At 63.8% G+C, this 15,655-nt stretch carries 15 protein-coding genes; 10 read left to right on the top strand and 5 right to left on the bottom strand.

The genetic code is table 11. The features are described from left to right. Positions 1–103 precede the first annotated feature (103 nt). Positions 104–403, top strand: coding sequence for a hypothetical protein (locus tag A8V01_RS00870; RefSeq protein ID WP_103094062.1), 300 nt, complete (start codon positions 104–106; stop codon positions 401–403). A 4-nt stretch (positions 404–407) separates the two neighbouring features. Here the strand turns inward: A8V01_RS00870 and A8V01_RS00865 are convergent, their stop codons facing one another. Next, on the bottom strand, positions 408–1,358 hold the full coding sequence (locus A8V01_RS00865) for an alpha/beta fold hydrolase (protein ID WP_103094183.1): 951 nt from the start codon (positions 1,356–1,358) through the stop codon (positions 408–410). A 220-nt stretch (positions 1,359–1,578) separates the two neighbouring features. Between A8V01_RS00865 and A8V01_RS00860 the strand changes: the two genes are divergently transcribed. Continuing rightward, the gene (locus tag A8V01_RS00860) at positions 1,579–3,369 is read left to right on the top strand and encodes a sensor domain-containing diguanylate cyclase (RefSeq protein WP_245892190.1); all 1,791 of its coding nucleotides are present in this window, start codon (positions 1,579–1,581) and stop codon (positions 3,367–3,369) included. Positions 3,370–3,379: 10 nt separating this feature from the next. Here A8V01_RS00860 and A8V01_RS00855 read toward each other — a convergent pair whose 3' ends face one another. After that, positions 3,380–3,832 (bottom strand): MarR family winged helix-turn-helix transcriptional regulator, encoded by a 453-nt coding sequence (locus tag A8V01_RS00855; RefSeq protein ID WP_103094061.1) that lies wholly within the window; start codon positions 3,830–3,832, stop codon positions 3,380–3,382. A gap of 301 nt (positions 3,833–4,133) precedes the next feature. Here A8V01_RS00855 and ectA point away from each other — a divergent pair, with 301 nt between their 5' ends. From ectA to A8V01_RS00815, 8 genes are read left to right on the top strand one after another with little or no spacing between them, the layout of a single operon-like run. Then, positions 4,134–4,616, top strand: a complete 483-nt coding sequence (gene ectA, locus A8V01_RS00850) for a diaminobutyrate acetyltransferase (RefSeq protein WP_103094181.1) — start codon at positions 4,134–4,136, stop codon at positions 4,614–4,616. A gap of 16 nt (positions 4,617–4,632) precedes the next feature. Beyond that, positions 4,633–5,940, top strand: a complete 1,308-nt coding sequence (gene ectB / locus A8V01_RS00845) for a diaminobutyrate--2-oxoglutarate transaminase (protein ID WP_103094060.1) — start codon at positions 4,633–4,635, stop codon at positions 5,938–5,940. A gap of 30 nt (positions 5,941–5,970) precedes the next feature. After that, the gene (locus A8V01_RS00840) at positions 5,971–6,375 is read left to right on the top strand and encodes an ectoine synthase (RefSeq protein WP_103094059.1); all 405 of its coding nucleotides are present in this window, start codon (positions 5,971–5,973) and stop codon (positions 6,373–6,375) included. A gap of 18 nt (positions 6,376–6,393) precedes the next feature. After that, entirely contained in the window at positions 6,394–7,308 is a 915-nt protein-coding gene (gene thpD, locus A8V01_RS00835) for an ectoine hydroxylase (RefSeq protein WP_103094058.1), read from the top strand. Beyond that, positions 7,305–8,777 (top strand): aspartate kinase, encoded by a 1,473-nt coding sequence (locus tag A8V01_RS00830; protein ID WP_103094057.1) that lies wholly within the window; start codon positions 7,305–7,307, stop codon positions 8,775–8,777. Before thpD ends, A8V01_RS00830 begins: the two co-directional genes overlap by 4 nt. An 18-nt stretch (positions 8,778–8,795) precedes the next feature. Further along, on the top strand, positions 8,796–10,031 hold the full coding sequence (locus A8V01_RS00825; RefSeq protein ID WP_103094056.1) for an MFS transporter: 1,236 nt from the start codon (positions 8,796–8,798) through the stop codon (positions 10,029–10,031). After that, positions 10,028–11,311 (top strand): MFS transporter, encoded by a 1,284-nt coding sequence (locus A8V01_RS00820; RefSeq protein WP_103094055.1) that lies wholly within the window; start codon positions 10,028–10,030, stop codon positions 11,309–11,311. The genes A8V01_RS00825 and A8V01_RS00820 overlap by 4 nt, the downstream gene beginning before the upstream one ends. Before the next feature lie 36 nt (positions 11,312–11,347). Further along, positions 11,348–12,190, top strand: coding sequence for a hypothetical protein (locus A8V01_RS00815; RefSeq protein WP_245892187.1), 843 nt, complete (start codon positions 11,348–11,350; stop codon positions 12,188–12,190). A gap of 6 nt (positions 12,191–12,196) precedes the next feature. Here the strand turns inward: A8V01_RS00815 and nhaA are convergent, their stop codons facing one another. The 3 genes from nhaA to A8V01_RS00800 all read right to left on the bottom strand — a co-directional run bounded on the left by nhaA (position 12,197) and on the right by A8V01_RS00800 (position 15,567). Next, a complete protein-coding gene (gene nhaA, locus A8V01_RS00810) occupies positions 12,197–13,378 on the bottom strand; it encodes a Na+/H+ antiporter NhaA (RefSeq protein ID WP_103094053.1) in 1,182 nt (393 codons plus the stop codon). 144 nt (positions 13,379–13,522) lie between these two features. Then, complete coding sequence (locus tag A8V01_RS00805; RefSeq protein ID WP_103094052.1) at positions 13,523–14,884, bottom strand: sensor histidine kinase; 1,362 nt, start codon at positions 14,882–14,884, stop codon at positions 13,523–13,525. Beyond that, a complete protein-coding gene (locus tag A8V01_RS00800; protein WP_103094051.1) occupies positions 14,881–15,567 on the bottom strand; it encodes a winged helix-turn-helix domain-containing protein in 687 nt (228 codons plus the stop codon). The genes A8V01_RS00805 and A8V01_RS00800 overlap by 4 nt, the downstream gene beginning before the upstream one ends. Positions 15,568–15,655: the final 88 nt, after the last annotated feature.

Raw genomic sequence — 15,655 nt, 5'->3', positions numbered from 1 at the left:
CATCACGGCTTGAAACCGGGGATGGCCGACTTGCGTTTCCGGTTCAAATGCCCGAACGTGCTGCGATGCACAAACAGTCGCATGGACAAAGAGCGAAGTTGAAATGAGTGATCTGCGGTTAACGATTATGGAAGCGATCACGACCCGCAGGTTGGTGGAAGCGCGGTATAACGGGGCTGTCATTCGGCTGGCGCCCCATCTTCTGTTTGAGCGACGGGGCGATTTGTTCATCTCCGCACTCAACCCTGAAAAGGCATGGCGCAGCGATGAAGAGCCGCGCCTTGGACAGTTCAAGCTGGCTGGTCTTGCCGATGCAAAGCTGACTCCCGACAGTTTCGACCTGCTTCCTTCCTACGACGGCGCCGCGCCCCGAGAGGACGACGTGGCGATCCTTTCGGCCTGACGCGTCAGGCGATCGATCTGGCGAATTCGGCAATTGCGCCGGCCCATTGTTCGGGCTGCTGATCGACGATGTCGATCCCGCCGCCCTGCAATTCGGCAAAGGCGAAGTCCGGGCGCATTTCCCTTGCCTTGAGCGCGGAGGCATAAAGCATGTCGCCGGTATTGGTCAGCAGCAGCGTGGGTTGCCGGATCTTCATCAGTGGCGCTTCCTGTCGGTAGGTAAGGCCGGCGTTGTGCCCGTACCAGTATGCGCCGCGCTGGAACGCCAGCATGGCCTGCACCACGTAGTCACTGATACGCTCTGCGCTGATGGAACCCATGGCGTAGCGTTCGCGGGCCTGTGCCAACTGGTTCATGTGGGCGGCATGGGGCAGCGCCTTGAACGCGCGTTCGCGGCCGCCGATGTCGGCGATCAGGGCAGCACGCTGCTCATCGGGAATGAACAGAGGGCCGCAGATGACGTTGGCCACGACCCGCTCCGGGAACTGGATGGCCACTTCATTGGTCACCAGCGCGCCTGTGTGATGCCCCGCCACGATTGCGCGCCGAATGCCCAACGCATCGAGCACGGCCGGGACGACCGGCGCGTAATCGCTCACCCTGGGTTCAAAAGGCGGTTTGTCGGACAGGCCGAAGCCCGGAAGGTCGATCGCGATCGGACGAAAGCCATGCCTTGCGAGCGGCGCGAAAACGCGGTCGAACTGATTTGCGGTCATTACCGCCTGATGCAGCAATATCAGGGGCGTGCCGTTCACTCCGTCAAGATAATGGATCTGTCCGTAGGGGCCATCGGCATAGCCCCGTCGCATCTTTGCATCGCCGGAGGTGGCCGTCTGCTCCTTTGCGGAGGCGGAGGCAGTGGTGGAGGCGGCTGGCACTGAGGAAGCAAGTATGCCGCTGCCAAGGCCGGCGCCCATGATCTGCATCGCCCCGCGGCGCCCCATCAGTCCGTCCATGATCACCCCCTTGTTACGCATGGGCGACAGCCGCTGCGCGCCTGTGCCAGAGTGGGGCTGGCGCTGCCGATGGCCACACGACTTTGCAGTTTGATCGCTGTCCGGTGAGGGGGGAAGGGCGAGGTTACAGGAACGGCCCGCGTTGCGATGGACCGGTCTCGCGTAAGTTGCTGTGCGCATAGGCGTTTACCACAGGTAAACCATGTTTCATTAGACGAAGATGATGTTCCACGAGTCGACCCGTCGCGTTTGGTGGCACCCGGCTGAGGTGCTCGGCACCGCGATTGCCTATTTCGTCTGCGCGTTGCTTGCTCTTATGCTGACACGCTTCGATGGTGGTATTGCCGTGGTCTGGTTGGCAGGCGCGGTTTTGTTCGCAAGGCTTCAGGTTACTCCGCGCCGCCGGTGGATGCCGATCATCGTCTTGTGCGTTCCGGCGGCGATCTGCGCTTCGCAGCTGTTCGGCTTCAAGGGCTGGGCGGGGGTGGGGCTTCCGCTGGCCTGCATTGTCGAAGCGGTCGGCGCGGCATGGCTGATGCGCCGGTTTTTCCCGCGCTTCGGCCGCTTTCAATCCATGCGCGAGGTGATGACGTTCCTGATCATCTGCGGCTTTACCTTGCCCGCACTATCCGCGGTGTTCGCTGCCGTGATCGCGAATGCGGCGCGTGATGTCGGCTACCTGACGGCGTGGCGCGACTGGTATGCCGGGCATGCACTGGGTTTCATCGTATTCGGGCCGCCGCTGGTGCTGCTTCTGCGCGGTGACGTGGCGCAGTGGACGCGGACGGCCGGCCCGCGCGTCCAACGGCGAACCTTCGGCCTCCTGGGTCTGGTGCTGTTGGCCTCGCTCGCCGCATTCGGGCAGAGCAGGATCCCGCTTGTAGTGGTGCCTTTCCTGCCGATGATCGCGGCGACCTTCAAGCTGGGCCGGTTCGGAGCGGTTGCGTCGATCATGATCGTCATCCCGGTGGGGCTTGCCTGTTCTTTGGCAGGACTTGGCCCTACGGCGCTCCTGACGGGCGGCATGGCGCTCAAGCTGCAGGTCCTGCAGATATATTTCGCCACGATCGTGTTGCTGTTGCTGCCTCTGGCAGCCGAGCTTTACGCGCGCCGCCGGATCGTTGAACGTCTGCACGCGGCAGAGGCGCTTCATCGGCTTGTTCTGGACCGCATGAGCGACATTGTGCTGCGTGCGGGGCTTGACGGTACGGTGCGCTATGCCTCCCCCTCGGTGGAGCGCGTAACCGGATACCCGGCTACCGAGCTGGGCGGGCGGCCGCTGTTCAACCTGATCATGCCGGAAGATCTGCCGCTGGTCCTTGAAACCCGGCGGGCGGTCATGGCCTCTCCCGAAGATAGTGCCATCGTCGAATACCGGGTTATCCAGAAAGGCGGCAGCGTCGTCTGGGTGGAAAGCCATGTGCGCGCGATGGTCAATGCGGACGGCAATGTGTCGGGCACCATCAGCATCATTCGCGAGGTTACGGAGCGGCGCCACTTCGTCGAGGACCTCAGGCAGCAGGCGATGACGGACCCGCTGACGGGTGCCAGCAATCGCCGTGCTTTCGACGATGCCCTTGGCGCGCTGGTGACGTCGCCTTCGATGGGGGGCGAAGCCGGATGTCTGGCGGTTTTCGATCTCGATCATTTCAAGCGCATCAACGACGAATACGGTCACGCCGCAGGGGACGCGGTGCTGGTACGTTTCGTTGCGATCGTGCGCGGAGCAGTGCGGGACGGCGATCTCGTCGCGCGGCTGGGGGGTGAGGAATTCGCGGTGCTGCTGGCCGGCCTGTCCGTCGAGCAGGCACATCTTGTGTGTGAGCGCATTCGCATGCGGCTTGGCGCGGTGGGGGTCGATACGCCGTCCGGCCCGGTCATCGCCGCTACCGTCAGCGTCGGCATAGCGCCGCTATCGATCGACAGCGATCCGGAGCGCATCCTGGCGGCTGCCGACGAAGCGCTTTATCGCGCCAAGCGCGGCGGTCGCAACCAGTCGGCGGCGGCCTGACCGGGCAGGGTTACTCGCCCTGCATCGGAGGCGTTTCGGTTGATAGCAACGAGCCCAGCCTTTCAAGGCCGGCCAGCAGCATCGCCTGCTCCCACCGCTCCAGTTGCGCGTATCCCTGACTGAAGCGCAACTGGAGCGGGAAGGGCGAGGCCCGCAGCTTTTCGCGGCCTTCTTCGGTTGCCTGCAGCAGTATCTGGCGCTTGTCGGCCATGCTGCGGGTGCGGGTGACAAGGCCCAGCGCGACAAGCCTGTCGACGATGTTCGTTATGGTTGCCTGACCGAACCGCAATGCCGCCGCTACTGCGCCGGGTGTGGTGGCCTCATGCGCGCAGATCTGGCGCAGCACCAGCCCTTGTGATGGCGTCAGGCCCGTTGCCGCTGCCATCTTGCGGTTGTCCATGTCGGCAGCATCGAGAATTTTTCGCAATGCCGTCAGCGCTGCCGGCGTGAGGTCGGTTTCCATGCCTCACAGCTAGCTTTCCCGCGGCTTTGCGCCAAGCCGGAAGATGCTTCGGATGTGGAAGATTTATGACATTATATTACGATGCCCTGCAACCTTATCCGCGTTGGGCTGTTGCAATGCGGCACGAAATAGCTATGTTTTGTCGCGAGCGCAGTCACAAAGAGGCAATTGCCAAGCACAATGATGTGCTTCGGAGGGTGAAGTAATCTTAGATTTGAATGCGAACGAGGCCAGTCTCCGGATCGATTCCGGGGGCTCCGAGAACGCGCCGCATGACCGCGTCCCTCTGGGCGAGGTCGTCATGCGCTGCCCCACGGCCGAGGATGGCGCTGCCGTCACGGCCCTGATCGCGGCATCGCCGCCGCTCGATCCCAATTCCGCCTATTGCAACCTGCTTCAGTGCAGTGATTTCGCCGATACCTGCGTCATCGCCGAGCGTGATGGAAGGATCATCGGCTGGATATCCGGCTATCGTGCGCCTTCGCACCCTGAGCGCATATTCGTGTGGCAGGTCGCGGTGGACGCATCGGCTCGCGGTGAAGGTCTGGGCGGGCGGATGCTGGATGCATTGCTGGCCCGTCCCGCGGTGCGCGGTGCGACCACGCTGACAACCACCATCACCGAGAACAACCCTGCAAGCTGGGGTCTGTTCACGGCTTTCGCGCGCCGCCACGGCGCGTCGCTCAGCCGATCGCCGCGTTTTGAACGCGAGGCGCACTTTGCCGGTGCGCATGACACGGAATGGCAGGCGAGCATCGCCCCGCTGCCTTCCGCCAATACTTGAACAGGGACTTCCTGACATGACCAAGACCCCCATGCCGAGCGCCACTGCGCCGGATACGAAGATCTATGACCGCCGTGAAAGCAGCGTGCGCAGCTATTCGCGCTCGATGCCGCGCCAGTTCGGCAAGGCGCAAGGCGTCTGGCTGCATGACAATGAAGGCGGGCGCTATCTTGATTTCCTGTCGGGCTGCTCCTCGCTGAATTACGGGCACAACCATCCGGTGCTGAAGAAGGCGCTGATGGATTATATCGCCGATGACGGCGTGACGCACGCGCTTGACCTGCACACGGATGCAAAGGCCGCTTTCCTGCGCACGTTCGAGGACGTGATCCTGTCTCCGCGAGGGCTCGATTATCGCGCGATGTTCACCGGACCGACCGGGACGAATGCGGTCGAGGCGGCCATCAAGCTGGCGCGCAAGGTAACGGGTCGTGAACTGGTGGTGGCTTTCACCAACGGTTTCCACGGCATGACGCTGGGCGCGCTGGCCTGCACCGGCAATGCGGGCAAGCGCAGCGGCGCCGGCGTGCCGCTCAGCCACGTGAGCCATGAGCCGTTCGACGGCTATTATGGCGATGATGTGGATACCGCAGACCTGCTGGAACAGCGCCTTGCCGACCCTTCGAGCGGTCTTGACGCGCCTGCTGCCTTCCTTGTCGAGACAGTGCAGGGCGAAGGCGGTCTGAATGCCGCGCGTCCCGAATGGCTGCGCCGCATCGCCGCGCTGGCGAAGAAGCATGGCGCGCTGATGATCGTCGACGATATTCAGGCAGGCTGCGGTCGCACCGGCGGCTTCTTCAGTTTCGAAGGCATGGGCTTCACGCCTGATATCGTCACGCTGGCGAAGTCGTTGTCGGGGATGGGCCTGCCCTTTGCGCTGACGCTGATGCGGCCGGACCTCGATGTCTGGAATCCGGGTGAGCATAACGGCACGTTCCGCGGCAACAATCACGCTTTCGTGACCGCAACGGCTGCCCTGCGCGAATTCTGGGCCGATCCGGCATTCGCCGATGCGGTTGCCCGCCGCGGCGGCATCCTGGAGCGTCGCCTTGATCGCATCGCCGAGCGCCACGGCCTCACCACGCGCGGCCGGGGAATGATGCGCGGCATCAACGTGGGCACGGGCGAGGTTGCATCGCAGATCACCTCGGCCTGTTTCGACGAGGGACTGATCATCGAAACCAGCGGCGCACACGACGAAATCGTCAAGGTGCTTGCCCCGCTGACGATCGAGGACGCCGTGCTCGAAGCAGGGCTGGACATTCTGGAAGAGGCGGTCGCGCAGGCGATCGCGCCGGTGAAGCGCAAGCTTGTCGCCGCCTGATCTTCCCCATCAATTCAAAGGAATACACATATGATCGTTCGCAATCTCAACGATATCCGCAAGTCCGACCGTCACGTTGAATCCAATGGCTGGCATTCTGATCGCCTGCTGCTGAAGGACGACAAGATGGGTTTCTCGTTCCACGTCACCACGATGTTCGCGGGCGAGGAACTGCACATGCATTACCAGAACCATCTGGAAGCGGTGCTCGTCATGCAGGGCGAGGGCACCATCGAGGATCTGGGCACCGGCCTGACGCACGAACTGAAGCCGGGCGTGATGTATGCGCTGAACGCCAATGACAGGCATATCGTGCGTCCGGTGCAGGACATCGTCTGTGCCTGCGTCTTCAATCCGCCCGTCACCGGCCGGGAAGTCCACGACGAGAACGGCGCCTATCCTGCCGACACCAGTGAACCGGCACTCGCAGACTAAGGAGACAGGGGGCACCAGATGCAAGATCATTATCCCACCCGCTGCGCGCCTGAACCTCAGTTGCTGGCGCGCAGCGAACCCGTCGCCCGCCGCGAATGGCGGGCCGGAGCGCCGCTGACCGCAGAGCAGATCGCCCAGTTCGATCGTGACGGCTACCTCGTGCTGGAGAATGTCTTCTCCGAGGCCGAGATTGCCGCGCTGCAGGCAGAGACCGGCCGCCTGCTGGGCGATCCCGGCGGCCTGAAGGACGAAACCGTAATCGCCGAGCCGGGCAGCCGCGAAATCCGCTCTATTTTCGAGATACACGAGCAGAGCCGGATGATGGCCCGGCTGGCCGCCGATGAACGACTGGCGGGTGTCGCCAGCTATCTTCTCGACGACGAGGTGTACCTTCATCAGTCCAGGCTCAATTACAAGCCGGGCTTCAAGGGGCGCGAGTTCTACTGGCATTCGGACTTTGAAACCTGGCACGCCGAAGACGGCATGCCGCGCATGCGCGCTCTGTCGATGTCGGTGCTGCTGGCGGAGAACACGCCAAACAACGGCCCACTGATGGTGATCCCCGGATCGCAGCATGTCTTCATCGCCTGCGTGGGCGAGACGCCGGACGATCATTACAAGGAATCGCTGCGCAAGCAGGAATACGGCGTGCCCGATGAGGATACGCTGGCCGAGCTGGCGCACCGTCAGGGTATCGTCGCGCCGACCGGCAAGCCGGGCACTGTGATCCTGTTCGACTGCAACACGATGCACGGATCGAACGGCAACATCACCCCGTTTCCGCGCGCGAATGCCTTCCTTGTCTACAACGCGGTGAGCAACCGGCTTGAAGCGCCTTTCGCCGCCGCCGCCCCGCGCCCCGACTTCATCGCCGCGCGTGAGGTGAAGACGATCCAACCCGTTTCGGGAAGCCTCGAAGGAGTACCCGCATGACCCGGATCCATTCCGTGGAAAAGATCGGCGGCACTTCGATGGCCGCCACCTCGACCGTGTTCGACAACGTCCTGATCGCGGGGCGCAAGGGCGCGGATCTCTACAATCGCATCTTCGTCGTCTCGGCCTATGCCGGGATGACGGACCTGCTGCTGGAGCACAAGAAATCCGGCCAGCCCGGCGTGCACGCCCACTTCATTCGCAACGAAGTGCCCGGCGCCTGGCGCTCTGCGCTGGCGGACGTGATGGGCGCAATGTGGGCACGCAATGCAGAGATGTTCGCGCGCGCCGAAAGCCGCGAGGAAGCCGACGCTTTCGTTGCCCGGCGCATCGCCGCGCTGGAAACGTGCCTCGATGACCTCGACCGCCTGCGCGCCCATGGCCGCTTCTGCCTGAAGGAGCAGATGACTACCGTGCGCGAGATGCTGGCCGGGCTGGGCGAGGCGCATTCGGCGCACTCTACCGCGCTCATGCTGCGCGACAGGGGCGTGAACGCGGTCTTCGTCGATCTTACCTTGTGGAACCATGAGGACATGCGCAGCCTGGATGCGCGGATCGAGGAAGCACTCGGCCCGATCGACCTTGCCACGCAGATGCCCATCGTCACCGGCTATGCCGGCTGCGAGGGCGGCATGGTGCGCCGCTATGCGCGTGGTTACTCCGAGATGACGTTCTCGCGCATTGCCGTGCTGACCGAGGCCCGCGAGGCGATCATCCACAAGGAGTTCCACCTCTCCAGCGCCGACCCGCGCCTTGTCGGAGAGACGGTGGCGCGCAAGATCGGACGGACGAACTATGATGTCGCCGACCAGCTTGCGAACCTTGGCATGGAGGCGATCCATCCGCGTGCCGGACGCGGGCTGCGTCAGTCGGGCATTCCCCTGCGCGTGCGCAACACCTTCGACCGCCACGATGGCGGCACGCTGATCTGCGGCGATTACGTTTCCGAAGCGCCCCGCGTCGAGATCGTCACGGGCCTGTCCTCGGTTCAGGCGCTGCAAGTGTTCGAACAGGACATGGTGGGGGAGAAGGGCTACGATGCCGCGATCCTTGAAACCCTGACCCGGCACGGGGCGTGGATCGTCAGCAAGAGTTCCAACGCCAATACGATCACGCATTACCTGTCGGGCACTGATACCGCGCAGATGGCGGCGATCGTTGCGGACATCGAGGCGAAGTGGCCCGGTGCGGCAGTGACCGTGCAGCCGGTGGCGATGGTCTCGGTGATCGGCAGCGACCTCAACGAACCGGGACTTGTCCCGCGCGCACTGCTGGCGCTGGCCGACGCGGGCATCGGGATGGTTGCCATGCAGCACCAGATCCGCAACGTGGACGTGCAGTTCATCGTCGGCGTGGAAGACTTCGACGCTGCGGTGCGTGTTCTGCACAAGGCTCTGGTCGAAGGCGCGGCAACGACGACGGGAACGACGACGGCGACCGGAACGGCGACGGCGCGCGCTGCGGCCTGATGGCTGCCTGACCTGCCGATGCTGAACGCCATCCTTCCCGTGCGCAGCCTGCTGCTTGCCATCTTCATGCTGATGGCAGGCGGCGGCTTCATGAACACGCTGGTCAGCGTGCGACTGGAGCGTGCGGGGAGCGGCACGCTGGCGATCGGCCTTGTCGGCACTGCCTATTTCGCCGGCCTTGTCGCGGGATCGCTGCGCGCGCCCTCCTTGCTCCGGCGCATCGGCCATATCCGCGCGTTCGCCGCCTTCGTGGCGGTATTGAGCGCCAGTACGCTGGCGTATGCGATCCACCGCGATGCGGCGTTCTGGGGGCTGTTGCGCTTTGCCGACGGGGTATGCCTTGCCGGCATATATGTCTGCCTTGAAAGCTGGCTGGGCGAGCGGGCCGAAGGGGCAGGGCGGGGTAGCGTTCTCGCCGGGTACATGATCGCGCTTTATGGCGGGCAGGCGATCGGGCAGTTCATACTCAACCTTGGCGGGGGCGGCTCTGCCATGCCGCTGCTGGCAGGTTCGATCCTTGTATCGCTGGCCGCCGTGCCGGTCGTGCTGACACGCATTGCAGCACCCGCGCCGGACGAGGCCGCTTCACTGTCTTTCCGCGAACTCTACTGCGTATCGCCGCTGGGTATCGTGGGTGCGTTCCTGACCGGGGTCATGCTGGGCGCGTTCTATGCGATGGGCGCAGTCTATGCGCGGCGGTCCGGGCTGGACCTGTCGGCCACGGCAACGTTCATGAGCGTCGTCATCCTTGGCGGGGTTGCACTGCAATGGCCGCTCGGCCGCCTGTCCGATCGCATGGATCGGCGCAAGGTGATCGTCATCGGTTTTGCGGGAACGCTTGCCGCAAGCCTTGCCATAGCGCTGACGAGCGGCATCGTCCCGCTGATGGCTTTTGGCGCCCTGTTCGGTGGTTTGAGCTTTGCTCTGTACCCCTTGTGCGTCGCCCACACCAACGATCACCTTTCATCGCAGCAGCGCGTTGCCGCAAGCGGCGGGCTGGTGCTGCTCTATTCCATGGGTGCTGCCATCGGTCCGTCTCTTGGCGCCATCGCCATGACTTTGTCGGGAACGTCCGGATTGTTCCTTTTCGTCGCCTTATGCGCCGGGGCGGCGCTTGCCTTCGGCTTGTGGCGTCAGGTCCGGTCCGAGCCGGTGCCCGCACATCTTCAGGAAACCTACGTCGTGCTGCCGCGCACGACCCCCATGTCCGCCGCGCTCGACCCGGTGGCGGCGGATGAAAGCACGAATGAATGACTGATCAGACCCCGCCGAAACTGCTGCATCGCGCCATTGCCGCATCGGCGATAGGTAACGCGACGGAGTGGTTCGACTATGGCATCTACGCCTATGGCGTGACCTATATCGCGGCCGCCATTTTCCCCGGAGAAACCTCCGAGGCGACGCTGTTTGCGCTGGCGACTTTCGCGATCTCGTTTCTCGTGCGTCCGCTGGGTGGCTTTTTCTGGGGGCCGCTGGGCGACAAGTACGGACGCAAGGCGGTTCTGGGCATTACCATCGTGATGATGGCCGGCGCGACCGTCGCGGTTGGGCTGATCCCGTCTTATGCCACCATCGGCGTCTGGGCACCCGTGCTGCTGGTCATCCTGCGCATGGTGCAGGGCTTTTCGACAGGCGGTGAATATGGCGGCGCGGCGATCTTCATGGCCGAATATGCGCCGGACGCAAAGCGCGGGTTCTACGGCAGCTTTCTGGAAGTCGGCACATTGGCGGGATTTTGTGCAGGCGCCATGCTGATGCTGGGCTTTTCGCTGCTGCTGGGCGACAGCGCGATGCGTGACTGGGCATGGCGCCTGCCGTTCCTGCTTGCCGGGCCGCTGGGCTTCGTAGGGGTATACTTGCGCGCGCGGATGGAGGAAACGCCCCTGTTCCGTGAAGCCGAGAAGGCAGAGGAGCAGAGCTCCAGAGCACCCTTGCGCGAATTGTGGGCGCGTCATCGCCGTCCCTTGCTGGCGATGAGCGGGTTGGTGATCGCCCTCAACGTCGTGAACTATACGCTGCTCAGCTACATGCCGACTTATCTGGAGCGGCGGCTGGGCCTGTCCACCGACGCGGCGCTGGCGGTGCCGATCGCGGGCATGCTGTTCATGATGGTGCTGTTGCCGTTTGCGGGCGCGTTGTCCGACCGGATCGGCAGGAAGCCGATGTGGATGGCGTCCCTGATCGGGCTTATACTTGCGGTAGTGCCGCTGTACCATGTGATGGGCATCGGGCTGGCAAGCGCGGTTGTTGGTTATGCCGTGCTCGGCGTGCTTTATGTTCCGCAACTGGCGACGATTTCGGCGACTTTCCCGGCGTTCTTTCCCACGGCGGTGCGGTTCGCGGGCTTTGCCGTGGCTTATAACCTATCGACATCATTGTTCGGCGGGACGGCTCCGGCGGTGAATGCCTGGCTGATCGACCGGACGGGCGATCCGCTTATGCCCGCCTATGTCATGATCGCCGCGTGCCTTGTCGGCCTCGTCGCGCTACGCTTTACCGAGGAGACCGCGGGCAAGCCGCTACGCGCGATCTGAACCTGTGTCCGCGAAACCACGAAAGCCCCGACCTCGATGGCCCCGACCTCGATGATTGCCCGTTGTTCCCGCCTTGCAAGCCTGATGCTTGGCGCTTCGCTCAGCCTTGCCTCGCCCGGCGCCGTTGCTCAGGGTGCACCAACTTACGCGGACACAGTTGAACTTGCCAAGCGCGCCGGGCTTGTCCTGCGCGCGCAAATCGTGCGGATGACGCGCGTGAACACGGCAAATGCGGCAGGCGCGGCCAGCCCCTACCAACGCTACCTTGTGGAAGCGAAGACGCAGGCCCTGCTTTACGGCACACAGGGTATCGGGGGATCGCTGCGCTATATCGCGGATGTCCCCACCATGCAGGGCGCGCCCGGTTCCGTGGTCGCCGGGCAGGACGTGCTGCTGTTCGCCTGGCGCGTGGACGGCAAGCCCACAGAACTGCGCCTTGTCACGCCGACCGCCCAGCAGCCGTGGACCCCTGAGGCCGAGAGCCGGGTGCGATCGGTGCTGACCGGACTGGTCGCGCGGGATACGCCGTCGCCGACAACCAGTGTTCGTGAACTGCTTTATGTTCCGGGCAATCTTGCGGGGCAGGGGCGCACGCAGATGCTGCTGGGCACAAAAGACAACGGTACGGCCAGCGTCACCGTGCGTCACGAACCGGGCAAGGCCCCCGTATGGAGCGTTTCCTTCTCGGAAGTGGTCGGAAAGGCATCGCGCCCTCCGGCACCGGATACGCTGGAATGGTACAGCCTTGCGTGTTTCCTGCCCCGGACCCTGCCGTCGCAGACGCGTGTGCCGGGCAGCGATGCCAACAGGGATCAGGCGATCCTGGATTACTACATGGTCCTGAACGCGCTTGGGGATTGCCCGCACAACGTAACCTGATGTGCGTCAGGCCTGTGCCGGGAGTTCCCTGTTCGCCACCCGCAGGATGCCGTAACCCAGCAGCCCCGACAAAAGCGAGCCGGCCAGGATGCCCAGCTTGGCTTCGGATTGCAGTATCGGGGCGTCGGGAAACGCCAGCAGGGCGATGAACAGGCTCATGGTGAAGCCGATGCCGCACAGCAGGGCAACGCCCAGCATCTGCAGCCGGCTTGCATGCGCGGGCGCGTCGGCAAGGCCAAAGCGCACCGCGATCATGGAAAGGCCGAACACGCCTAGCGGCTTGCCGATCAGCAATCCGACCGCCACGCCCAGGGTGACCGGAGCCGCCAGGGCTTCTGCGGGCAGGCTGAGGACCGGGACACCGGCATTGGCAAGGGCAAACAGCGGGACGATGATGAAGCCCACGGGCAGGTGCAGTGCGTGTTCCAGCCGATGCAGGGGGCTGGTCGCGTCACCATCGGAACGGGCCGGCGTGCCCTCCATCGGAATGGTCAGAGCCAATGCGACACCCGCCAGCGTGGCGTGGATCCCGGACCTGTAAGTCAGTACCCAAAGGACCACGCCAAGCAGAAGATAGGGCGTCAGGCTGCGCACCCGGAACCGGTTCAGGGCGACAAGCATCACCAGGACGGCGAAAGCGCCGGCAAGGTCGGGGATAGAAATCGATGCAGTGTAGAACAGGGCGATGATGATAACCGCGCCAAGGTCATCGATGATCGCCAGCGCGGCAAGGAACACCCGCAAGGAGGCCGGCACCCGATTGCCCAGCAGCGAAATCACGCCAAGCGCAAAGGCGATGTCCGTCGCTGCGGGGATGGCCCAGCCCTTCGCTGTTTCGCCGGTGTTGAACGCGTAGAACAGCAGGGCGGGGACGGCCATGCCGCCTACCGCCGCGATCCCAGGCAGCACGCGGCGCGACCAGGACGACAGCTGCCCGTCAAGCATCTCCCGCTTTATTTCCAGCCCGACGAGCAGGAAGAATATCGCCATCAGTCCATCATTGATCCAGTGCGCCATAGACAGCGGACCAAGGTGGATGTGCAGGATCTGCTCGTAATCGTGGGCCAAGGGCGAATTGGCAAGGATCAGGGCAAGTGCCGCCATAGCCATCAGGAACAGCCCTGCCGAGGACTGCCCTTCAAGGAACTGGCGCAGAGCGCTGGGGGGCTTGAGACGGGAAAGGACCATGTGGGCTCCGGGCATGACTGAACATGCACCGGCGGCCCGACCGATGCTACCAAACCTGCCCGCCGACCGTTGGCGAACACCCGCTGAATTCTATTGCAGCCTTGGCGCTGCATCGCAACAGCAACAGGCCGCTTATCAAAATCCTTAGGATGGCGTGGGCGGTTCGATCAGCCTGATCCGCACCGCCAGACCCGGCGCGGCGTCTTGCAGTTCGATCGTTCCGCCATGCAGGTGCGCCACGGCCTGCACGAGTGACAGCCCAAGTCCTGCCCCCCAGCCTCCGCGGGCCTCGTCCAGCCGACTGAAACGGCGCAGCGCCTGTTCGCGGCGCTCCGGCGGGATGCCTGGGCCTTCGTCGGCGACCGAGATCGCAGCTCCGTTGATCTCGGGTATGAGAGACAGCGTGATCGTTCCCGTGCCGTACTTGAGCGTATTGTCCACGAGATTGCCAAGCGCCTGATCCAGCAACTGACGATGCACCCGCATGTGCAGCGCAGCAGGCGCATGCACGATGATTGCGCGGCCCTGATCTTCCACCAGCGGGGAGTATATCTCTGCCACCGTTTCCAGCAGCTCCGACAAATCGGCATCGGCAAGGCTTTCGCGCCCCATTCCCGCTTCGGCGCGCGTAATGGTAAGCGCGGTTTCGACGATCGCCATCAGCCTTTCGCTTTCTGTCAGTGCCTGATCCACGAAAGGCTGGGCGAGCGGGTCATCGACATGCTGTGCCGCCCGGTCGAGCGCCGCACGCATACGCGTGAGGGGCGATTTCAGATCGTGTGCCAGGGCGTCCGTCGCCAGCTTCAGTTCCGCGTTGAGCGCGGCTACGCGATCCAGTGCCTGATTTACCTCGCTGCCGAGCAGGGCAAAGGCGTCGCCCGTGTCGTCGGCGGGAACGCGCCGGGACAGGCGACCTTCGCGAACGTCCCGCAAGGTGGCGACGCTGGCGCCAAGACGGTTCAGGATCAACCGCGTCGAGACATAGGCTGCAAATGCCGCAAAGACCACGGACAGGCCCAGCGCGATCATCGAGGTACGTTCAAGCAGCGCCAGCACCTGCCTTTCGGTTTCCACTACAGTTCCGGTCACCAGCATCGAACCATCGGGCAGGCGGGTTGATTGGACCAGCATGGCTTCTGGCAAGGCGTGGCCCGAGCGGGACAGTTTTTCCAGTGCGTAGGCAGCACCGGGCGTCAGGTCTGACGGAAGACGATCAAGGTTGCCGCTGAGGCGCTTTCCATCGGCTCCGGCCAGCAGCAGTACGCTTGCCCGTTCCACCCGGCGTGAAACACGCGCCTCGATGGCGTGTGACAGCGCTGGCTGCCCGCCATCGGCATAGGCATCCAGCAAGTCGTCCCGCAGGGTTTCAGCAACCTCCACGGCATCGGCATGGCTTTGTGATCGTAGCAGAAGTGCCGGACCAAGCAGCAATACCGCCGCCGCCACGATCTGGAACAGGAAGACGAGCGCCGCGAAGCGGAACGTCGTCGAGTGCCATATCCTCACGGTTCGGCGCCGATCCGATATCCTGCCCCGCGCGCGGTGTGCAGCAGTCGGCGGGGTTCTCCTTCGTCAATCTTCTTGCGCAGGCGGCTGAGGTGGACGTCCACCACGTTGGTGCCGGGATCGAAGTGATAGTCCCACACGCCTTCTAGCAACATCGTGCGGGTCACGACCTGATCGACATGGCGCAGCAGGAATTCCAGCAGACGGAATTCGCGAGGCTGCAATTCGATCACCCGACCACCCCGGCGGACGCGGCGGGAAAGGAGGTCCATTTCCAGATCGTCGCAGCGCAATACCGTCTCGGCGACGGCAGCAGGAGCGCTGCGGCGGATCAACAATCGGATGCGCGCGAGCAGTTCGGCAAAGGCGAAAGGCTTGACCAGATAATCGTCACAGCCGTTGGTAAGGCCCTTGATCCGATCTTCGGGCGACCCGAGCGCGGACAGGATGATGACGGGGGTTTCCATGCCCGCACTTCGCAGCGCGGCCAGAACTGCCATGCCGTCCAGTCCCGGCAGCATCCTGTCCAGCACGATGCAGGCGTATCCGCCGTCAGTGGCAAGGAACAGTCCGTCGCGACCGTTGCCGGCGCGGTCCACCGTGAAGCCCGCTTCGTCGAGCCCCTTGGCTATGAAGTCGGCGGTGGCAGCATCGTCTTCGACAAGCAGGATCTTCTGGCTCAACGCGCCTTCCTTACAATTACGGCCCTTCGCTTATGGGCCGCGTCGCCATTCGGCACGATGGGGAGCGAATTAACTTTCGCTCATGTTT

The organism is Novosphingobium guangzhouense (assembly GCF_002896965.1).
GTDB lineage: Bacteria > Pseudomonadota > Alphaproteobacteria > Sphingomonadales > Sphingomonadaceae > Novosphingobium > Novosphingobium guangzhouense.
The sequence above is the reverse complement of the archived record's forward strand: the minus strand, read 5'-3'. Positions and strand labels throughout refer to the sequence as shown.